Annotated in this window: 18 protein-coding genes; 13 read left to right on the top strand and 5 right to left on the bottom strand. The window is 58.5% G+C overall.

The annotated features are described in order from the left end of the window. Nucleotides 1-344 precede the first annotated feature (344 nt). The 9 genes from ACZ9IM_RS19955 to ACZ9IM_RS19915 are packed head-to-tail and all read left to right on the top strand — an operon-like array spanning nucleotide 345 to nucleotide 11,205. Complete coding sequence (locus ACZ9IM_RS19955) at nucleotides 345-977, top strand: LysE family transporter (RefSeq protein WP_427623528.1); 633 nt, start codon at nucleotides 345-347, stop codon at nucleotides 975-977. Between the two features lie 22 nt (nucleotides 978-999). Continuing rightward, nucleotides 1,000-2,871, top strand: a complete 1,872-nt coding sequence (locus ACZ9IM_RS19950; protein WP_427623529.1) for a non-ribosomal peptide synthetase — start codon at nucleotides 1,000-1,002, stop codon at nucleotides 2,869-2,871. After that, a complete protein-coding gene (locus tag ACZ9IM_RS19945; protein ID WP_476224798.1) occupies nucleotides 2,868-5,846 on the top strand; it encodes a beta-ketoacyl synthase N-terminal-like domain-containing protein in 2,979 nt (992 codons plus the stop codon). The genes ACZ9IM_RS19950 and ACZ9IM_RS19945 overlap by 4 nt, the downstream gene beginning before the upstream one ends. Further along, nucleotides 5,839-6,993 (top strand): MupA/Atu3671 family FMN-dependent luciferase-like monooxygenase, encoded by a 1,155-nt coding sequence (locus ACZ9IM_RS19940; protein ID WP_476224796.1) that lies wholly within the window; start codon nucleotides 5,839-5,841, stop codon nucleotides 6,991-6,993. The genes ACZ9IM_RS19945 and ACZ9IM_RS19940 overlap by 8 nt, the downstream gene beginning before the upstream one ends. Then, entirely contained in the window at nucleotides 6,990-7,517 is a 528-nt protein-coding gene (locus ACZ9IM_RS19935) for a gamma carbonic anhydrase family protein (protein ID WP_476224794.1), read from the top strand. The genes ACZ9IM_RS19940 and ACZ9IM_RS19935 overlap by 4 nt, the downstream gene beginning before the upstream one ends. A 7-nt stretch (nucleotides 7,518-7,524) precedes the next feature. Next, a complete protein-coding gene (locus ACZ9IM_RS19930; RefSeq protein WP_476224793.1) occupies nucleotides 7,525-8,283 on the top strand; it encodes a thioesterase II family protein in 759 nt (252 codons plus the stop codon). Next, nucleotides 8,261-9,103, top strand: a complete 843-nt coding sequence (locus tag ACZ9IM_RS19925; RefSeq protein WP_476224791.1) for a transporter substrate-binding domain-containing protein — start codon at nucleotides 8,261-8,263, stop codon at nucleotides 9,101-9,103. Before ACZ9IM_RS19930 ends, ACZ9IM_RS19925 begins: the two co-directional genes overlap by 23 nt. Before the next feature lie 60 nt (nucleotides 9,104-9,163). Then, a complete protein-coding gene (locus tag ACZ9IM_RS19920; RefSeq protein WP_427623536.1) occupies nucleotides 9,164-10,456 on the top strand; it encodes a homoserine dehydrogenase in 1,293 nt (430 codons plus the stop codon). A gap of 44 nt (nucleotides 10,457-10,500) precedes the next feature. Then, nucleotides 10,501-11,205: an FAD-binding oxidoreductase gene (locus ACZ9IM_RS19915; RefSeq protein ID WP_427623538.1), complete on the top strand. Its 705-nt coding sequence runs from the start codon at nucleotides 10,501-10,503 to the stop codon at nucleotides 11,203-11,205. A gap of 78 nt (nucleotides 11,206-11,283) precedes the next feature. Here the strand turns inward: ACZ9IM_RS19915 and ACZ9IM_RS19910 are convergent, their stop codons facing one another. The 3 genes from ACZ9IM_RS19910 to ACZ9IM_RS19900 form a co-directional block, all read right to left on the bottom strand. Further along, nucleotides 11,284-11,982, bottom strand: coding sequence for a dienelactone hydrolase family protein (locus ACZ9IM_RS19910; RefSeq protein WP_427623539.1), 699 nt, complete (start codon nucleotides 11,980-11,982; stop codon nucleotides 11,284-11,286). Nucleotides 11,983-12,029: 47 nt separating this feature from the next. Beyond that, on the bottom strand, nucleotides 12,030-12,545 hold the full coding sequence (locus ACZ9IM_RS19905; protein WP_427623540.1) for an HvfX family Cu-binding RiPP maturation protein: 516 nt from the start codon (nucleotides 12,543-12,545) through the stop codon (nucleotides 12,030-12,032). 216 nt (nucleotides 12,546-12,761) lie between these two features. Beyond that, nucleotides 12,762-13,391, bottom strand: a complete 630-nt coding sequence (locus ACZ9IM_RS19900) for a hypothetical protein (protein WP_476224787.1) — start codon at nucleotides 13,389-13,391, stop codon at nucleotides 12,762-12,764. 229 nt (nucleotides 13,392-13,620) lie between these two features. Here ACZ9IM_RS19900 and glsB point away from each other — a divergent pair, with 229 nt between their 5' ends. The 4 genes from glsB (at nucleotide 13,621) to ACZ9IM_RS19880 (ending at nucleotide 17,910) form a co-directional block, all read left to right on the top strand. Further along, nucleotides 13,621-14,529: a glutaminase B gene (glsB, locus tag ACZ9IM_RS19895; protein WP_052962965.1), complete on the top strand. Its 909-nt coding sequence runs from the start codon at nucleotides 13,621-13,623 to the stop codon at nucleotides 14,527-14,529. Nucleotides 14,530-14,604: 75 nt separating this feature from the next. Further along, on the top strand, nucleotides 14,605-15,723 hold the full coding sequence (locus tag ACZ9IM_RS19890) for a DUF3616 domain-containing protein (RefSeq protein ID WP_476224785.1): 1,119 nt from the start codon (nucleotides 14,605-14,607) through the stop codon (nucleotides 15,721-15,723). Nucleotides 15,724-15,806: 83 nt separating this feature from the next. Further along, a complete protein-coding gene (locus ACZ9IM_RS19885) occupies nucleotides 15,807-17,309 on the top strand; it encodes an aldehyde dehydrogenase family protein (RefSeq protein ID WP_476224783.1) in 1,503 nt (500 codons plus the stop codon). A gap of 259 nt (nucleotides 17,310-17,568) precedes the next feature. Continuing rightward, a complete protein-coding gene (locus ACZ9IM_RS19880) occupies nucleotides 17,569-17,910 on the top strand; it encodes a BON domain-containing protein (protein ID WP_427623547.1) in 342 nt (113 codons plus the stop codon). 90 nt (nucleotides 17,911-18,000) lie between these two features. Here ACZ9IM_RS19880 and ACZ9IM_RS19875 read toward each other — a convergent pair whose 3' ends face one another. Continuing rightward, nucleotides 18,001-18,660: a carbonic anhydrase gene (locus ACZ9IM_RS19875; protein ID WP_476224782.1), complete on the bottom strand. Its 660-nt coding sequence runs from the start codon at nucleotides 18,658-18,660 to the stop codon at nucleotides 18,001-18,003. A 199-nt stretch (nucleotides 18,661-18,859) separates the two neighbouring features. Continuing rightward, nucleotides 18,860-19,327 (bottom strand): cyanase, encoded by a 468-nt coding sequence (cynS, locus tag ACZ9IM_RS19870; protein ID WP_476224780.1) that lies wholly within the window; start codon nucleotides 19,325-19,327, stop codon nucleotides 18,860-18,862. Between the last annotated feature and the right edge of the window lie 106 nt (nucleotides 19,328-19,433).

The following is a 19,433-nucleotide window of genomic DNA, read 5'->3' as shown; positions in this document are numbered from 1 at the left end:
ATATATCTGCAAGCCTTCGCTTGTTGTCAGCGTGTGGATGATCCCTTTGTCGGCCTGTGTTGCCTTGGGCGCTAGTGAATCAAGGCGTATGCGTCGATGCTCAGTCGGGAATCGCGTTTAACGTGACGTTCCGTCAAAGTAGGGTTGCTTGGAGCATGCACTGCCATAGACATCACAATAAGGTCATTCCTCTATGAAGACTTGACGTATTTCGCATGTCCGAATTTTGATTATCGTTTCTGGCGATAATATCTTTCCTGGCAATAAGCGAACATGGCCGAATATAACGGTCGCGGCGTTACTTTGCCTTTAGTTTGGCAGTTACTTATCAGGGGTAATTAAATATGACCGTCAGTATATGGGTTACATGCTTTTTGGCATCGTGGATTTTTTCATTGTCGCCGGGAGCGGGTTCCGTATTTTCAATGACCAACGGCTTGAATTACGGCTTTCGCCGCGGGTACTTCGGTGTCGTCGGGCTAGTGCTCGGTTTGTGGACCGTCTTCATTGCAGTGGTCATCGGACTGGGTGCGTTGATTCAGGAATCCCCACTCGCTTTCAACCTATTGAAGTGGGCTGGTGTGGCTTACTTGTTTTACCTTGGCGTGTGCCAGTGGGTGTCAAAAGGTTCGCCGGTGAGCATCAACCGCGATCAGGTTAGCAATACCTCCCTGGGGCGCCTCGTGTCCAAAGGCTGGGCATTGAATGTGGTCAACCCCAAAGGCTACATCTTCATGTTGGCAGTGATTCCACAGTTCATCGACTACAAAGCCTCCTTGCCCGCTCAGTATCTGTTCATCGCACTCACCTTCGCCTTCACCGATCTGGTGGTCATGGCGGGTTACACCGGGTTGGCCTCCAAAGCCCTGTCCTACCTGAAAACCGAAGCCCACATGAAAATGCTGAACAAGGTGTTCGGTTTCCTGTTCATGGTAGCGGCGGCCGTTCTGACGACTTTCCACCAGGTTGGCATCTAATTCATCTTTCAGGTGGCACATCATGGAAGACCAAACATCGTCAGTCAGTACGTTCGATTCCGTCCATACGCTGTTCCAGCGCGCTTGCGAGGCGCATGCCAGTCGTATCGCCATTTGCGAGGGCGATGAGCAGATAACCTATGCGCAGCTGCAAAGTACCGTACAAGTGCTCAAGGCCTGCATCGCAGGCTACAAACTGGATGAGGGCAGTATCGTGGCAGTCATCGCGCAGAGTTCTGCGCAGGCGATAGCCACTGCACTGGCCGTTTGGGCCGCGAACTGTACGCTCATGCTGATTGATGCCGGCTTGCCCGGCGAGCGTCAGCACGCCATGTTGAACGCTGTTCCGACGCGCGCGGTAATACGTTGCCAAGCGAGGGATGTGGCTGACCCTGACTCGATGATCGAGATCCTAGAGCCAGCGGCCGAAGAGGGGGCCGGCGTGTTCCAGAAGGCTGGCAGTGACTACGCATATATCGCCTTTACGTCCGGATCCACGGGAAAACCCAAAGCGATTGTTGGCAGCCACAATGGGTTATCGCAGTTTCTTCTCTGGCAAAGCATCGAGTTCTCGATCACGCCCGAGGATCGCTTCGCCCAGTTCACCAATCTGTCGTTCGATGTCTGGTTTCGGGATGTTTTCACTCCGTTGATCAGCGGGGCGACGGTGTGTATTCCTGCGCAAAGATTACTCGGTGCGCAGGCGGCCATTTCGTTCATCCGTGATAACGCAATCACCGCCGTGCATGTGGTGCCTTCCATTGCGGGCCTATGGCTCAATCAGCAGGCTGATCAGCTTCCTGTCGAATCGCTCAGGGTGTCGTTTTTTGCCGGCGAGCCGCTGGATGCTGCGTTGGTGGCCCGGTGGACGATCCTGTTCCCGGGTTCACAAGTGGTTAATCTGTATGGGCCAACCGAAACTACGCTGGCCAAGCATTTCAAGCGTGTGTGTGCACCTCTGGCGGATGGCATTCAGTCGGTGGGCAGTCCCATGGAAGGTGCGATGAGCTTTGTGCTTGCCGAGGATGGAAGGCTCTGCGGTGCCGGCGAAACCGGCGAAATTTGCATCGCAACGCCTTTCCGCTCCCACGGATATTTCGTCGAGGGGGCATTGGTATCGCCCTTTGTCGAAGGGATTTTTGCCCCTGACCCGAGCCTTGCGGTGTATCGCACCGGTGACATCGGTCGCCGCAGTCATAATAACGAGCTCGAGATCCTTGGACGCCAGGATGACCAGATCAAGATCAATGGCGTAAGAATCGATCTGGGGGAAGTGAAATCGGTGATCCTGGGGTATCCGGGCATCACCAATGTTTTTGTCTGTGCCAGGAGTACGCGCTTTACCAAGGCGATCGTCGCTTTCGTTGAGTCCGAGTGTTGCGTAGTCGAGGAGTTGCTCGGTTATCTGCGCGACAGACTGCCTTCGGTGATGGTGCCCTCCGATATGCATGTCCACGGCACATTGGCGCGATTGCCTAATGGCAAGCTTGATCGCAAGCGCTTGTCTGAACAGGCCAATAAGCCGATCGAGTTCTCGCCCAATGCCCACCTGAACGACAGTCGCAGTGCGATACACCGGCTTGAAAACGTCTGGCGGGAAGTTCTTGAGCGCCAACAGTTGAGCAGAACGCAGAACTTCTTCGACCTCGGAGGGAACTCGCTTTCCATCGTGGTTTTGCATGAACGCCTGCAGCGGGAATTCAACCTGAAGATCCCCCTCGTTCGGCTGTTTCAGTACTCCACCATTGAAACCCAAGTCGAACTGGTCCGTGCGCATTCTGGCGAAACAACGGCTCTGCGCGCCGACAAGAACGCGTCTGATCCCAGACTTGTGAATCGACGGAGCCTGATCGCTTCGCGAGTTCGTCGAACCAACCATGCGAGTGTGCAATGACCATCGAACAGAACCATGACCAGGGCGCAATCGCAATTATTGCCATGGACTGCAGGCTTCCGGGCGCTGCCAACATCGAACAATTCTGGGACGTGCTCAGTGACGAAACATGCACCCTGTCCGACCTTGATGACGACGATATTCTGCGCTGTGGTGTAGCGCAATCGCGCCTGAGCCATCCCAACTATGTCAAACGCGCGGGTGTATTGCCGGATATCGATTGTTTCGACTCGCAGTATTTCGACATGAGCGCCATCGAGGCCGATGTTCTCGATGTGCAGCAGCGCACAATGCTGGAATCATCGATGACGCTGCTCAACCGCGGCAACATTGATCCGGGACGTTACCCGGGACGGATTGGTGTGTTCGCCGGTTCGTCGTTCAGTTCTTACCTGTTCGGCGTTCTGGAAAAAAGTGACGTGGTCGACTCGCTGGGCGAGATGATGGTTCGCCATGGCAACGACAAGGATTTCCTGGCGACCCGCATCTCCTACAAGCTGAATTTGCGTGGTCCGAGCGTCAATATTCAGACCGCTTGTTCAACCGGACTGGTCGCGGTCCATGCCGCCTGTCAAAGCTTGATGCTCGGCGAATGCGACACCGCCATTGCTGGCGCAGTAAACATCAAGGTGCCGCAGCATGCGGGCTACCTCTACCAACAGGATGGTGTGCTCTCGCCCGACGGCAATTGCCGCCCGTTCGATTCGCAATCCAATGGAACCCTGTTCACCAACGGCCTGGGTCTTGTACTGCTCAAGCCTCTGGAACAGGCGATTCACGATGGCGATGAGATCTTCGCGATCATCAAGGGTGCAGCCATCAGCAATGATGGCGCCAGCAAGGTTGGCTTCACTGCGCCGAGCGTGACGGGGCAGGTTCAAGCCTTGACCGAAGCCATTGCAGTGTCCGGTATCGACCCCGAGGACATCCAGTACATCGAGGCCCATGGTACTGGAACGGCGCTGGGTGACCCGATTGAAGTCGAAGCGATCAAGCAGGCTTACGGTGAGGCCGGCCATGCATGTGGCATTGGCTCACTGAAAGCGAACTTCGGTCATTTCAACATAGCGGCAGGGGTCATTGGTCTGATCAAGGCCGCCTTGATTCTCAAACACAAAACCATTCCGGCGACCTTGCATGTCTCGACACCAAACCCGCTCCTGTCCCTGGACGACTCGCGTTTTTACGTGACCGCTCAGGCGCGATCGCTGGATCCGCAACGAGCGCAGGTGGTCGCTGTCAGTGCCTTTGGCATGGGCGGGACCAACAGCCATGTGATCCTCGAAGGTTATCCGGATGTCGCCATTGAGATGCCGGCCGTGGAGCAGACCGACAAACCGGGAATTTTTACCTTTTCGGCCAAATCCCGACCGGCCATCGAGCGTCTGGTTTCCCGCTACCAGCATTACTTCGAGGATGAGACAGATACGGTCTTCGCCGATACGGTGCATACCGCCTACCATGGCAGACCGATTCTGCCTTGCCGGGTCGCGCTGGTTGCGCAGTCCAACCGCCAGGCTGCGTCGCTGCTGGCCGCCGGCAACTTTCATCAGTACATTGGCGGCGAATCCAACCTGTCGGCGTTCGTATTCTCCGGACAGGGTACCCAGAATATCGAGATGGGGGCTGCCCTCGCCGCGCAATGCCCGGCCTTCAAACTCAACCTTGAACGTATACTCGCGATCTTCAAGGAAGAACACGACCTCGATCTGGGGGCCTATCTCTGGCACCTCGACAAAGCCCAGGACATTACGTCAACGCTCATTACCCAGCCGCTGTTGTTCGCTGTGGAACTTGCAACAGCGCAGACTCTCAGCGAGTTCGGCGCCGTCCCGGACTTCGTTTTCGGGCACAGCCTGGGCGAAGTGATCGCCGCGACGTTTTCAGGGGTATTCGATCTGCAGACAGCCGCCGCCCTGATCATCAGGCGTGCGCAATGCATGGATCAATGCGAGCCCGGCGCGATGCTAGCTATCGAACGGCTGGATGGGCTTGGGCCGCTGCTCGGCGGGGTCGCCATCGCCGCCCACAACTCGCCGACGCAAAGCGTGCTGGCTGGCTCGTTCGACCGCATCGACGAAATCATCGCCCAGGCAACCGTAGCGGGCGTGGCGCATCAACGCTTGCGCACGTCGCACGCTTTCCATTCGCCACTGATGCAAGAGGGCGCCTCGCAATTTCTGGTGTTCATGAAAGATGTCGAGTTTGGCCAGGCGCGCATCCCGCTGATCTCCAATATCACGGGCCATCTGCTCACCGAGTACGAGTACAAAAACCCGATCTATTGGGCAGATCACCTGCTCAAAACCGTGCAGTTTTCCAAGTCGATCCAGACCTTGCGCGAGTTGGGAGTACGCACCTTCGTGGAGGTCGGTCACGGCTTTGCCATGAAGCACTTGATTCAATCGAACTGGGGTGGGAAATCAGCCGATCCGGTGCGCATCGTGCCAGCGCTCGGCGCAGTGGAGGAGGAGTATCAATCGTTCCTTTCGGTCCTCGCAGCCTACTGGACGTTGTCCGGGAAACTTGAGCTCGCACCGTTCGTCGAGGGTAAGCGCAATGCCGTGCTTCCTGTCTACCCGTTCGAAAAGACCCGGCACTGGATCGACCCGGTCATCGGCTTCCGACCGCGCAGGGAAGCCGCCTGTGCCGAGACGGCACGGCCTGTTGCTCCGGTGAGCGTCGTCCGTGCCGAGCCGTCCCCGGCAGCACAGCAGGCCATGGGTGAAACCAACCCGGTGGAAGCCATTGTCTCGGGCATCTACGCCTCCTATCTGGGGGAGGGGATCGACCCGTCGCTATCGTTCTTCGATCTGGGCGGTAACTCTTTGATCGCCATTCAGATGATCAACAAGCTGCGCGAGACCTTCAATCTGGACATTCCATTGCGTGGTTTCTATGACAACAGCTCGGTGTTCGCGATGTCATTGCAGATCGCCGAACAACTGCTAGAGGACGAGGTTGAACATGTCTGAAGCAGTCACTTTTTCGTCCAGTCAATTGGCGGCGTTGCATGCCAGGCTCAAGGCGCTACGTCCCGCCGAGGACCCTTGCGCGAAGACGCCGGTCTCGGTCAAGACGATCCCGGAACTGGGCGTCATCTTTTTTTCCGGATTAAGTGCCGGCAAGAATCCTTACGAATTGCTGCTGGAGGTGGCGAAGTTCGTCGATGAAAACGGGTTCAATGCTATCTGGACTCCGGAACGACACTTCACCGAAGTGGGCGGAGCCTACCCGAACCCGTCCGTGCTGGCAGCCGCGTTGGCCACCATCACGCGCAATGTCCGTCTACGGGCCGGCAGCATCAACCTGCCGCTGCATGATCCGATGCGAGTGGCAGAGGAGTGGGCGGTGGTTGACAACCTGTCCGGCGGCCGTGTGGATCTGGCGCTGGCCCCAGGTTGGCATGTGCGTGATTTCGTCCTGAAACCGGAGAATTTTGTCGCAAGGTCTGACGTTCTGAATGCGTACCGCCGTGAACTTGCTTCTCTCTGGGAAGGCGGCGAGAGCTCAAGGATGGATGCCAATGGCGCCATGCAGAGCATCGTCACCTACCCACGTCCCGTGCAACGGCAGTTGCCACTCTGGCTCACCACCTCGCAGAAGGAAGACGCCTGGCGCTTTGCCGGCGAAAACGGGTTGAACGTGCTGACGGCGTTGATCAACTTTGGTCCCAGGGATCTGGAGAAGCGCATTCGGATCTACCGTGAAGCGAGGTCCGCTGCGGGGCTGGATCCGGCCAAAGGCGTGGTGTCGCTGATGCTCCACACTTACCTGGATCACACCGACGATGCCGCCATCGAAACCGTCCGGGCGCCGCTGAGCGAGTACCTGAAGTCGTTCGTGGGGCAACACCAGACGGCCAATACCGAGAAGGATGCGAAGGTCAATGCCATCAGCGCGGTCGGCACGGACAACGATGATTTCGTCGATATGGTGTTCAGTCGCTACATCAATACCAGCTCCCTGATCGGCAGCCCCGAGCGCGCGGCAACGGTGCTCAAATCCTTCAAATCGATGGGGGTCGATGAGGTGGCCTGCCTGCTCGACTTTGGCGTGAACCGCGACGACACCTTGAACAGCCTGCGCCTTCTTTCCTCTCTGATACGTGAGCAGCAATGACCACTTACCGCTTCAAGGGCGTGACGCCCGAAATTCACTCCGATGCCTATGTGTTCGACGATGCCGTCATTATTGGCGACGTGCGCATCGAGAAGAACGTCAGCATCTGGCCTGGGGTGACCATCCGGGGAGACAAGGCACCTATCGTGATCAAGGAAGGCAGCAATATTCAGGAGCACGCGATCCTGCATGCCGACCCCGGGTATCCACTGACCATCGATAAAAACGTCACCGTTGGGCACGCAGCAGTCCTGCATGGCTGCACTGTCGGCGAAAACTCGGTGATCGGCATCGGCGCTATCTTGCTTAATGGCTCCAGTGTACCGGCGGACTCGCTGGTTACTGCCGGTTCGATCTTGAGTGCAGGGCCTCGGTTTGAGCCCGGAAGCATGATTGCCGGCTCTCCGGCCAAGCGACTGGTGGAGTTGAGCAAGAGTGATATTCAAAACCTCAGGGATACGGCTCTGGAGTATCAGGCACTGGCCAATGAATACCGGGATAACCTTGAACGATTGCAGCCCTGAGCCCTCAATGTCGCTGGATCCTTCCCGGCTGGTGCGGGTTAGAGATGCCGCCTCCCGTGACGTACTCGTCTGCATTCCTCATGCAGGCGCGGGTGTCTCGGTATTCAAGGACTGGCATCGCCTTTTGGGCGATAGCGTGAAACTCGCTTGCGTCCAGTTGCCCGGGCGGGAGGATCGGCTCCAGGAGTCGCTGACACAACCCTTGACGTACATCGCGTCGCTAATCGCCGAGGCTCTGATGGGGCTCGCTCCGCGCGCACTCGTGCTATTCGGGCACAGTATGGGAGCCTCAATAGTCTGGGCGGTCGCAGGCATCTTGTGGGAGCGTTATGGTGTGCGCCCCACACTGATCCTTTCGGCGCAATCCCCCGACCCTCGGCGCGTTGGCGCGCTGAAGCCCACCGCTGATCTGAGGGACTGGTTTGCGCGGATGGGCGAGCCTTATCCCGTTGCGCTTGATCATCCAGAGGTCCGGGCGCTGTTCTGTCTGACCTTCGAGCATGACCTGAACTGGATGGATCGGGAACTTGCGGGGACGCCTCCAGGGCCTTATCCGCTGGACGTCCATTGCCTGTATGGCCGCGACGACGGCCTTGTGGACCGGCAAGCCATGAAAAACTGGGCGAGGTTGACTACCGGCTCGTTTGCATTGACCGAGATTGCGGGAGGTCATCTGTACCCATTGAGCGCTCAGCGACAAATCATCGACTACATGAAACGAATCATCGCCACCGGGAAAACCCATGCCGACACAATCTGTCCTTGAGAAGATCCGCAAAGAAGGAGTGATACGAGTCGGTTTTCAGCGGCACACGCCACCCTTCTCATATTGCACCGATGCCCCATTCGTACCGCTCGGCTATTCGGTGGATCTGTTCCGTCAGGTCCTGACCGGTATTGCCCGCAGGTATGGAATCGCCACGTGCGAAATTCGCGCTGTTGAAGTGACGTCTGCTACACGTCTGGCGCTGCTTGAAGACGGACACATCGATGTCGAATGCGGCTCCACTACGATTACGCCGGAGCGCAGAAACAGTAACCGCTTCAGCAGACCGATTTTTTTCACGGCGCATCGGATTCTGGTCAAGAATGCAGCCCTGACGCGCGCTGGTGAACCGAGAAAACCGATGACGGTCGTCGGCATACAGGGCTCGACCAGCCATGCCGCGCTCATGGAATGGGCTGACGCGAATGTCGACTATCGATTCTGCGGCTATGCCAACATTTCTTCAGCCTTCGAGCGCTTTCGCCGGGATGAGCAGATCGACGCCATGGTGGCGGATGAGGTCATCCTGAAAGCCCTGATGCTCGACGCCGCTATTACCAGCGTGCAACTGCTGCCACATCGCCTCGGTGCCGAGCCTTACGGTTTCATGATTCACCTTGACGATGCGATGTTCCAGGCCGAAGTCGACTTCGAGCTGGAGCGGCTTATGGCTGAGCCTGCATTTGAAACCACCTATGCCACCTGGTTTACCGGTCAGCTTCCCGGCAAGGGGTTCGACCTGGATATCCCCTTGACCGACGACATGCTCGAGTGGCTACGTGATCGGGACAGCACCGTTATTGAATCCACTGCTCAATGACAGCGGCAGGACGCCGTAGTTGAGTACCTGAAGAACGATTTCGAACAGAGTGAGGCAATCATGAAAATAGGTGTATTGGGATTCGGCAACGTGGCCTCGGCGACGGTACAGAAGTTCATGTCGAATCGGGACTTGATCGCGTCCAAGACCGACGTTCGGCTGGAGATCGTCAAGGTTGCCACCCGCACTGCGGCACGAGCTGAAGGGTATGTGCCCGAGGGGTGCGAGATCGTCACGGACTGTTGGTCGGTGGTCGACGATCCTGCTATCGATGTCGTCATCGAGCTCATTGGCGGCACGGGGCTGGCCAAGGATCTGGTGATGCGTGCGATTAGCAACAAGAAGCACGTCATTACAGCCAACAAGGCCTTGCTGGCTCATCATGGTGAAGCCATCTTCGAACTCGCCGACCGAATGGGCGTGAGCGTCCTGTTCGAAGGCGCCGTGGCGGTTTCCATCCCGATCATCAAAACGCTGAAGGAGTCGGTAGCCGCCAATCGGGTCACCTCGATCATCGGCATTCTTAACGGAACCTCGAACTACATCCTGACGCAAATGAGTCAGCACGGTGCTTCTTTCAACGAAGCGCTGGCCCAGGCCCAACAAAAAGGCTACGCCGAAGCGGATCCGACCCTGGACGTGAATGGCGAAGACGCGGCGCATAAAATCACCTTGCTCTCTTCGCTGGCGTTTGGTGTGCCAGTCAATTTCACCGCGGTCAATTTCAAAGGCATCACCGAGGTTGAGGCCGTCGACATTGCCGCGGCTGCCCGGCTTGGCTATCAGCTCAGACTCATTGCCCAGACGCAGTTGCACGATGATCAAGTGTGGGTTTCGGTAGCCCCTACGCTGGTACCTAATGCCTCCATGCTGGCGCATGTCAATGGCTCCATGAACGGTATCGCGTTGATCGGCGACCTGTTCGGTTCCGCTTTCCTCTACGGGTCCGGTGCCGGTGGTGTGCAGACCGCGAGTGCGGTACTCGCAGACCTGATTGATCTGGCGCAAGGTTCGCGCGGTGACCACTACGTAGGTCTGCCGAACATGGGCTTCAAACGGAACGCGATCAAGGCCCGGCAGTACCTTGCCGTCGACGCCAGGCAAAGCCGGTTCTATTTCAGGATGAAGGTTGAAGACAAAGTAGGTGTACTGGCTGAAGTCAGTTCGATTTTTGCCCATGCCGACGTGTCGGTCAGTGCCATTTTCCAGGATGAAGGTGATGGTGGCCTGACCGACATCATCATCACCACCCATAGCATTTCCACGGGGCAGGTTCAGAGGATTCTGCCTGCGCTGCAGGGTTCGGCTGCCTCGGGCCACGGGATCGTCATCTACCCGGCGCTGGACGAGTAACCCTCGACCGATAACCAACTTGAAACCATAGAGTGGAGCAACACTTGAAAGGACTCATCGCGTGCCAGATTCAGGACGTCAACCGACTCGCCACGGACATACTCGGCATTACGCTGGCACTGGATGCCGAGAGTTTTTCCTATCGAGCAGGCCAGTACATCGATCTGGTATTGGCCGACGGCTCACGACGTAGCTTCTCCATTGCCAGCGGCACATGCACGTCGAGCACGATCGATGTGCATGTCCGGGAGGTCACGGGCAGTCAGTTCATTGCTAATGTTCTGGAAACCCGTGGCAAGACAGGCAGCCTGGCCATTGCGGGGCCCTTTGGGGAGCTCTATTACCGTGGCGAACCGCAGGCCCCGGGTTCGGCGATCATCTTGATGGCATCCGGGACCGGGTTCAGTTCAATCAAGGCGATCATCGAAGCGTTGCTTGAAACCGGTTCGCAACATCCGGTCCACCTTTACTGGGGCGGTCGCTGTGGTGCCGATCTTTACCTGAAGTCATGGGTGGCGCGCGTCATGGAGATGATGCCCTGCCTGTCGTTCACTCCTGTGCTGAGCGATCCGCAACCAGAGGATCAATGGAGCGGGCGCGGCGGTAACGTACATCAGGCGGTCATGGCTGACTTTCCAGATATGCGCCACTGCCATATCTACGCGTGTGGTGCCCCCATTGTCGTGGAGTCCGCGCGCAGGGACTTCAGCGAACGCTGTGGGTTGCCGACGTCACAGTTCATTGCATAGGCGCAACCATCCTGGCGCTTGCCGTGGCGAAGCGACATTCAACCAACCCGGCGGGTGCGAGCGTCAGGCTTTTTGGGGTCAGAGGTTCTGACTCAAAAAGAGCAACGTATTGCCATGCGCCTCGACCGCCGCCCGTTGGTTGTAGCTGTCACGGTGTGAGCAGTTGAAGCCATGTTCGGCCCCCGGATACACCTCGATATCGACGTCATCGTTGAACTCGAAACGCTCGGCGATTTGCTTCACGGCGTCGATGGGGATGTGGCTGTCCTGTTCGCCGAAGTGCATCAGCATCGGCACCTTGATTTCACCGGCTCGATCCAGTTGGTTTTGAATGCCGCCGCCGTAGTAGGCGATCGCCACGTCGACGAAACCATTGGCCGCGGTGTTGTACGACAGCATGCCACCGAAGCAGAAACCGATAGACGCGATCCTGCCGTCCAGCCCCGGATGAGCCTTCAGGGCGTCAATGGCCAGTTTGATGTCGGCCTGCGCTTTTTGGGTGTCGGTGGCGTTCATCAGCTCGACGGCGCGTTTCCAGCCGGCTTCGTCGTAGCCCAGTTCGGTCCGGTGGCCGTGGCGCCAGAACAGATCCGGCGCAATCACCAGGTAGCCGTCGGCGGCGTATTGCTCGGCGACCGAGCGAATGTGCTCGTTGACGCCGAAGATTTCCTGAATCAGCACAATCCCCGGACCTTTACGGATGTGGGGAATGGCCAGGTAAGCGCCGAAGGTGCCCTCGGTGCTGGTGATCTCGATCCATTGGGTGGTTACGCTCATGATGGCTCCTTTATATAAGTTGGAGGGGTTATCGAGACGCCGATGGATCAGCGGTGACTGCGCCGCCAGAAGTATCGAGCCAGCAGCGCGTCGACGCTGAGCTTTCCGGCCCCCGAGAGCAGCAACGGCATGAGGGCTGCGAGGTAGATCAGCGGCAGTTTGAAGTTGCCGTGGCCTTTATTGCTGATGGCATAACCCTGGGCAAGTTCACTCAATGTAGACCAATCAGCCGGCCAGTGAACGGCAGCGGTCGCGACGATCGTGACCACGGTCAGAATAACCACCGAAACCCGCGTCCCCAGGCCCACCAGCAGGGCGAGGGCACAGATCAATTCGGCCCACATCGCCAGTTCCCAGTTCAGCGTGGCCGGCAAGTGATTGAAGGGAAACGGGAAGCGGTTCTGGATGTCGGCGAACCAGTTCTGACCGTTCCATTTTTCCAGGCCGGACTCGAAAAATTCCCAGGCCAGAAACACCCGCAAGGTCAGGGGGGCGATCCAGCTGCCGGCACGGTCGAGGTTCAGGTGCAGGCCTTTGAGGGCCGATGAGAGAGAGGTGTTCATGGGCTTTAGCTCCGGGGTTTGATCGACAGGTGCATTCATTGTGGGAGCGGGCTTTTGTGGCGAGGGGGCTTGCCCCCGTTGGGTCGCGAAGCGGCCCCGGCATTTCAAAGTCAAACCGCATGTAACGGGTTTACGACTGCTTCGCAGCCGAACGGGGGCAAGCCCCCTCGCCACAAAAGCCCGCTCCCACAGGGGAATGTTGGTGTTGATGGGGTTTCATTCGGTCAATAGCGTGTTTCTGACCGCCCGTTTGTACTTCAGCGCAATCTTGCCCAGCAGCCGAACGACGATCGCCGAAAACATCAAACCGAACGGCAGTCCGTACCAGGCGCTCATGGGGATGCGTTTGAAGTTGGAGTAGGTGAACACCGCCGCGAGCACCCACATGCCGCTGACGTGCAGGGCTTTCCAGGGTTTGGGGCCGATCAGTCGCGCCGTGGTTTTGAATGAGGTCAGCGCCATCAGCAGAATGAACAGGTAACCAACCGAGCCCGGGATGTTGCCGACCGTGGTGCGGCCGGGCCAGAACTCGGGGTTCAGTTGGCCATAGCTGTAGATCAGGAGGGCGTGCACCAGGTGGGAAAACGCGAAGGCCAGGCCGATGAAGCGTCGTTCGCGCACCAATGAACGGGTGAAAGGCGAGGGCACCAGCACCGCGAAGGCCGAGGCGGTGAACGCGGCGAGAAACAGTGCAAACGAAGTGCGCGCGGTAGCGCGAATGGCGCTGCGGGTGGCTTCCACCAGATCCGGGTTCAGCAACAGAATCAGGCCGGTCATCACCAGCACCAGCAAGGACAGCAGGCCAAACAACGACCAGCCGTGGTAACGGGGAATTTGGGTCATCATGACAACACTCCTGAGCAATGGGCCGACCCGGTTTTTGCCGGTGGTCAGCGGACAGCAGGAGTTTTTCAACCGGGTGTATAGGCGGTATGTCCGAAAGATCGCCCGGCGCAAGTTCATGTATCCCGGGGCGCGCCAGATACATTCCCATACAAAAGTGATTCAGCCCCGACCAGCGGCGTCTAGGGACAGTGTCCCCGCAATCCCATGGGGCGAGACTTCGGAACCCGGCATGCAAGCGCTGTTGAACGAGATCCTTGACGCAGTCCGACCGTTGATCGGTCAGGGCAAAGTGGCTGACTACATTCCCGCCCTCGGCACCGTGCCGTCCAATCAGTTGGGCATTGCCGTGTATGGCAATGACGGCGAGTTGTTTTGTGCCGGAGACGCCGACACGCCGTTCTCGGTGCAGAGTATTTCCAAGGTGTTCAGCCTGGTGCAGGCCATCGACCATTCCGGCGAAGCGATTTGGGAGCGTCTGGGCCACGAACCGTCCGGGCAGCCGTTCAACTCGCTGGTGCAGCTGGAGTTCGAGCGCGGGCGCCCGCGCAATCCCTTCATCAACGCCGGCGCGCTGGTGATCTGCGACATCAACCAATCACGCTTTGCCGCGCCGGCGTTGTCGATGCGCGATTTTGTCCGGCGTTTGTCCGGCAACCCGAATGTCATGGTGGACGGCAAGGTCGCCGAGTCGGAATACCAGCACCGCGCGCGCAACGCGGCCATGGCTTATCTGATGCAATCGTTCGGCAACTTTCATAACGACGTCGAAGCCGTGCTGCGCAGCTACTTCAGCCATTGCGCGCTGCGCATGAGTTGCGTGGATCTGGCCCGCACGTTCTGTTTTCTGGCCAACGACGGTTTCTGCAAACACAGCGGCGCACAGATCCTCAGCGCCCGCCAGACCCAGCAAGTCAACTCGATCATGGCCACCAGCGGGCTGTACGACGAAGCGGGCAATTTCGCCTATCGCGTCGGTCTGCCGGGCAAGAGCGGCGTGGGCGGTGGCATCGTCGCGGTGGTGCCGGGGCAATTCACGGTGTGCGTCTGGTCTCCGGAATTGAACGCTGCCGGCAACTCCCTGGCTGGCATGGCCGCGCTGGAGTTGTTGAGTCAGCGGATTGGCTGGTCGGTGTTCTGATGACCTGTCTTGACTAGCGTCCGATGAACGCTACCGTGAAGCAGGCATTCTTTGACTCAAGGGGCGGGTGACTTCATGGTGAATTTCGGTTCCGCGCTTCTAGTCTTCAATGACCCGGACACTCATTTGCGCAAAGGCTTGTCTGCCGTGGTCCAGATTGGCGACACCCTGTGGGTCGCCAATGATGAATCCTTGAGCCTGGAGCGCTTCACCTTGCGTGAGCGCGTCGGTGCGGGCGAGTTTCTGTTTGATCAGCACCAACAATTCCCGTTGGCGTCCCTGTTGGCGCTGCCGGTCATCCCGACGATTGGCGAAGAATTCGTTGAGGCAGACCTGGAAGGCATGAGCTACGACCGCGACACGGGGTATCTCTGGGTTGTGGGGTCTCACAGCCTGAAACGGAAAAAACCCGATAGCACCAAGTCCCTGAAGAAAAACGCCGAGCGTCTGGCAACTGTCAGCCGCGATGGCAATCGTTTTCTCCTGGCCCGGATTCCGGTGGTCGAAGAAAACGGGACGTTCACTTTGGTAAAGAGCACCATCAACGATGCTCGAGTTGCCGCCCAATTGTCCGGCGATCAACTGGGTAACGAATTGCTCGATGAACTCAAGGACGACGAGCATATAGGGGCATTTCTGCACATTCCCGGTAAGGACAACGGGTTCGATACCGAAGGCCTCGAGGTCAATGGCAAGCGGGTTTTTATCGGGTTGCGAGGGCCTGTGCTGCGGGGCTGGACCATTGTTCTGGAGGTCGAACCCGAAGACCATCCCAAGGCCGTCCACACGCTGACGCTGAAAAAAATAGGGCCCAAGGGGCGCAAATACCGAAAGCATTTTCTCCAGCTGGATGGACTCGGCGTCAGGGACTTATGCATCGATGGTGACGACATGTTGATCCTGGCCGGGCCGACAATGAACCTCGACGGGCCTGTCAGCTTGTTTCGATGGCACAACGGCGCCAGACCAACAGACGAAAGTTTTGTCTTCAGCGAACAACTGACGCCGGCCCTGGAGGTTCCTTATGGGCAAGGAGAGGATAAAGGCCGCGATCATGCCGAAGGAATGACCTTTGTCAGCACCGCCGGCGTAGAAGAGCCCTTGCTGCTGGTGGTCTATGACGCAAACGCCGCGTGGCGCAAACAGGGGAGCAATCGCCTGGAGCAAGATGTATTTCGACTGGCAAAAAAGTAACCGCCAGTGTGCCCCGGTGAATGACGCTTCATGGATTTTCCTATACATTTTCTGGCCGCTCTCCTGCATGGTGAAACCGTTTCATGTCTCTTGCGCTCGAACGTCTAGTCGCTGGCACGCCAATCCCTTTTGCCGGTAATCGTGTCACTGTCGTCAGCCCCGAACTGGCGGCGCGCTTTCAGCCCGGCGACCATCTGCTGGTGGAGCAGGTCAGCGGCGAGTTGTTGCTGATCCCGGTAGCGGACCAGCAAGCGGCGGCGGTCGCCATCGAGCGCGCCGAAGCGGCGTTCGCCGCGATGTCCAGCGTTTCGGACCAAGCCATCAGCGAATTCTTCGATCGCTTTGCACAACGCCTGGAAACCCCGGAATGCTGGGCCCTGATTGCAGCCGCCAACCTGGCCGACATCGAGCGAGCCAAGGCGCGCGGGCGTTCCACCACGCGGTTGCTGGCCGATGAACGCATGCGCGGCGACATGATCGCCGGCCTGCGGGCCTGGCGTGATGCACCGGCCACTCGCGGCAAGGTCGTGAGCTGCGTCGAGCACGACGGCTGGAAAGTCGAGCAAGTGGTCTCGCCGCTGGGCATCGTCGCGTTCGTGTTCGAAGGCCGACCGAATGTCTTTGCCGATGCCGCCGGTGTATTACGCACCGGTAACACCGCAGTGCTGCGCATTGGCAGCGACGCGTTGGGCACCGCCCAGGCCATCGTCACCCATGCATTGAATCCGGCACTGGCTGACGCCGGATTGCCGACCGGAGCAGTTTCGCTAGTGGAAAGCGTCAATCACGCCGCCGGTTGGGCGATGTTCGCCGACCGGCGCCTGTCATTGGCCGTGGCCCGTGGGTCGGGACGGGCGGTCAGCCAGTTGGGCAGCATCGCGCAACAGGCCGGCACGGCCGTCAGCCTGCACGGCACCGGTGGCGCCTGGCTGATCGCCGACAAGGATGCTGATGCCCAGCGCTTTGCCGCCGTGGTGCGCAACTCGCTGGACCGCAAAGTCTGCAACACCCTGAACGTCTGCCTGATCCACCGCGACCGCGCCGCCGAACTGGTGCCGTTGTTTCTCGATGCACTGCAACAGGCCGGCACCGCTCGGGGCCAGGGCTGCAAGTTGCATATCGTCGAGGGGAGCGAGGCCTGTTTGCCGGCCGATTGGCAGACCGCTAGCGTCGAGGTGTACCGCGCCGAAGGCTATCAGACCGAAGCGTTGGCCGAACCGCTGCCCGAGGATCAATTGGGTCGCGAGTGGGAATGGGAAGAAACCCCGGAAGTCAGCCTGAAGATCGTCGACGACCTGGACCAGGCCATCGTCTTGTTCAACCGCTACAGCCCGCAATTCACCGTGTCGCTGATCAGTGAAGATGCCCCGGCGCAGGAGCGTTTCTACAACGCGGTCAACGCGCCTTTTGTTGGCAACGGGATTACCCGCTGGGTTGACGGTCAGTACGCGCTGAACAAGCCGGAACTGGGGCTTTCGAACTGGGAGAGTGGGCGCCTGTTTGCGCGCAGCGCGATTCTCTCGGGGGATGGCGTATTTACCATCCGTAGCCGCATGACGCAGACGAGTCTGTCGGTCAAGCGCTGAGACGGCACTCCAGAACAGCCGCGCAAACCTGTGGGAGCGTGGCTTGCCCGCGAAAGCGGCGTGTCAGGCGACATCATTGTTGACTGTGCCGCCGTCTTCGCGAGCAAGCCCGCTCCCACAGGATATTCGTCGCTCTTCATATCTTACCGGCATCAGGGACAGCCCCCCGACCGCAGGCAACGGCACGCACTATACTTAATGTGTGTCCGTGTCTGCGGGGACGGACAGCGCATCTGATTACGTCAGAGAGGGTTGCGCCATGAAACTTCATTCCTTTCAACATTATTCTCATGGTCTGGAAACGGTCGTTCACGACACGTGGATTACCGCCCGGGTGAAGTCTGCCCTGGCATTGGCCGAAACCACCCTCGGCCTGAATGTCCATGTCAAAACCCATGCGGGCACGGTGGCATTGAGCGGTCGCGTCAACACTCACAGGCAGTGTGAGCAGGCTGTTGCTCTGGCCCGTTCGGTTCCTGGTGTCGTCAATATCGATGCCAGCGAATTGCTCACTCACGTGTTCACCCCAGGACATTCTCCAGAAGCACCGAATGCCGAAGAGACCACTGAGCGTCGGCCACCCTCGTCAGACGACAAATGACTATGGTGATCCAGTGAGTGTCATGCCTGTTCGCAGCCGTGGACGGGCGTAGTCGCGTGCCAGCCCATTTTGTAACGCTGCGCCAAACCTTCAGGCGGCTTCGACCGCTTGACCATACACCGCACAGGTGTCCGGATGTTCGGCCAGAGACACGAAGTTGCGCCGGCTGGCATCCAGCGCATCGACGGTGCCGGTCTCGATGTCATAAACCCAACCATGCAGATTCAGCCGGCCTTTTTCCTGGGCCAGACGCACGCTCGGGTGAGTCTGGATATTCGCCAGTTGGGCGATGACATTTTCCCGGACCATCGAACTTACCTTGGCTGCGTCGCTGGCGTGAGGGCGGGAGTCATTGATTACCTTGGCCGACTCGGCGTGTTGCAACCAGCCACTGACGGCGGGCAGGTGATCCATGCATGTGCACTGGGCGATGGCGGTCATGGCGCCACAGTCCGAATGCCCACAGATCACGATGTCCGTCACGCCCAATACCGCGACTGCATATTCGACCGTGGCCGACACACCGCCGGGATGCGGACTGTACGAGGGCACGATATTGCCGGCATTGCGCACCACGAACAGTTCGCCGGGCTCTTGCTGGGTCAACAATTCCGGCACTACGCGGCTGTCGGAGCAGGTGATGAACAACGTACCGGGATGCTGGGTGGTGGCCAGGTGTTTGAACAGGTCGGTACGTTGCGGGAAGGCTTCGTTCTGGAACTTCAATAAACCTTCGATGAGGGCTTTCATGGCGGACTTCCTTGCAATGAATGAGAAAGGGGCTAATGCCAGTCAGTTAGGCACAATCCCTGTGGGAGCGAGCCTGCTCGCGATGGCGGTACATTCAGCATCAATGTTGGCTGACCCGCCGCTATCGCGAGCAGGCTCGCTCCCACAGGGGGCAGTGTTCAAATTCTTAACTGACTGGCATTAGTTGGTGCGGGCTATTTCAGAACGGACGCAATGGCAGGAACTTGCCGTCCAGGGTAATCACTGCGCGAGAACCACCTTCCGGGTCTTCAACTTTCTTCATGTCCAGCTTGAAGTTGATCGCGCTGATGATGCCGTCGCCGAATTGCTCGTGAACCAGGGCTTTGAGCGTGGTGCCGTAGATCTGGATCATTTCGTAGAAACGGTAGATGGTCGGGTCGGTCGGGATACCCGAGAGGCTGCCGCGCAGCGGAATGACCTGCAGGCGAGCCACGGCGTCGGCGTCCAGTTCGAGTTTCTCGCCAATCACCTTGGCGGCAGCTTCGGGCAGCGGATGTTGGCCGAGCAGGGCGGCGGTGACATAGGCCAGGCCCAGGCCGGTGCCATCGGTCAGATCCTGCCAGGACAGATGCTTGCGCGCCTTGGCATCGAGGATCGAAGTGGTCAGGGCCAGACTCGGGTCTTGGTAAGCATGGGACTGTTGCATGGTGTGACTCCTATCGGTTGTGGCTGGAAAGTGCAGCCATCTTCGGTCGATTGATCCATAGCGTCCAAGACCGATATACAATGCTTCGCATAAGTCTTGCCTATAG

It is taken from the genome of Pseudomonas sp. TE12508, assembly GCF_056279485.1.
This window is presented reverse-complemented; position numbering and strand designations above follow the sequence as displayed.

What these genes read in the sequence shown, in the direction of transcription:
- ACZ9IM_RS19955 (WP_427623528.1), top strand. Translation starts at nt 345, where the DNA reads ATGACCGTCAGTATATGGGTTACATGCTTTTTGGCATCGTGGATTTTT.
- ACZ9IM_RS19950 (WP_427623529.1), top strand. Translation starts at nt 1,000, where the DNA reads ATGGAAGACCAAACATCGTCAGTCAGTACGTTCGATTCCGTCCATACG.
- ACZ9IM_RS19945 (WP_476224798.1), top strand. Translation starts at nt 2,868, where the DNA reads ATGACCATCGAACAGAACCATGACCAGGGCGCAATCGCAATTATTGCC.
- ACZ9IM_RS19940 (WP_476224796.1), top strand. Translation starts at nt 5,839, where the DNA reads ATGTCTGAAGCAGTCACTTTTTCGTCCAGTCAATTGGCGGCGTTGCAT.
- ACZ9IM_RS19935 (WP_476224794.1), top strand. Translation starts at nt 6,990, where the DNA reads ATGACCACTTACCGCTTCAAGGGCGTGACGCCCGAAATTCACTCCGAT.
- ACZ9IM_RS19930 (WP_476224793.1), top strand. Translation starts at nt 7,525, where the DNA reads ATGTCGCTGGATCCTTCCCGGCTGGTGCGGGTTAGAGATGCCGCCTCC.
- ACZ9IM_RS19925 (WP_476224791.1), top strand. Translation starts at nt 8,261, where the DNA reads ATGCCGACACAATCTGTCCTTGAGAAGATCCGCAAAGAAGGAGTGATA.
- ACZ9IM_RS19920 (WP_427623536.1), top strand. Translation starts at nt 9,164, where the DNA reads ATGAAAATAGGTGTATTGGGATTCGGCAACGTGGCCTCGGCGACGGTA.
- ACZ9IM_RS19910 (WP_427623539.1), bottom strand. Translation starts at nt 11,982, where the DNA reads ATGAGCGTAACCACCCAATGGATCGAGATCACCAGCACCGAGGGCACC.
- ACZ9IM_RS19905 (WP_427623540.1), bottom strand. Translation starts at nt 12,545, where the DNA reads ATGAACACCTCTCTCTCATCGGCCCTCAAAGGCCTGCACCTGAACCTC.
- ACZ9IM_RS19900 (WP_476224787.1), bottom strand. Translation starts at nt 13,391, where the DNA reads ATGATGACCCAAATTCCCCGTTACCACGGCTGGTCGTTGTTTGGCCTG.
- glsB (WP_052962965.1), top strand. Translation starts at nt 13,621, where the DNA reads ATGCAAGCGCTGTTGAACGAGATCCTTGACGCAGTCCGACCGTTGATC.
- ACZ9IM_RS19890 (WP_476224785.1), top strand. Translation starts at nt 14,605, where the DNA reads ATGGTGAATTTCGGTTCCGCGCTTCTAGTCTTCAATGACCCGGACACT.
- ACZ9IM_RS19885 (WP_476224783.1), top strand. Translation starts at nt 15,807, where the DNA reads ATGTCTCTTGCGCTCGAACGTCTAGTCGCTGGCACGCCAATCCCTTTT.
- ACZ9IM_RS19880 (WP_427623547.1), top strand. Translation starts at nt 17,569, where the DNA reads ATGAAACTTCATTCCTTTCAACATTATTCTCATGGTCTGGAAACGGTC.
- ACZ9IM_RS19875 (WP_476224782.1), bottom strand. Translation starts at nt 18,660, where the DNA reads ATGAAAGCCCTCATCGAAGGTTTATTGAAGTTCCAGAACGAAGCCTTC.
- cynS (WP_476224780.1), bottom strand. Translation starts at nt 19,327, where the DNA reads ATGCAACAGTCCCATGCTTACCAAGACCCGAGTCTGGCCCTGACCACT.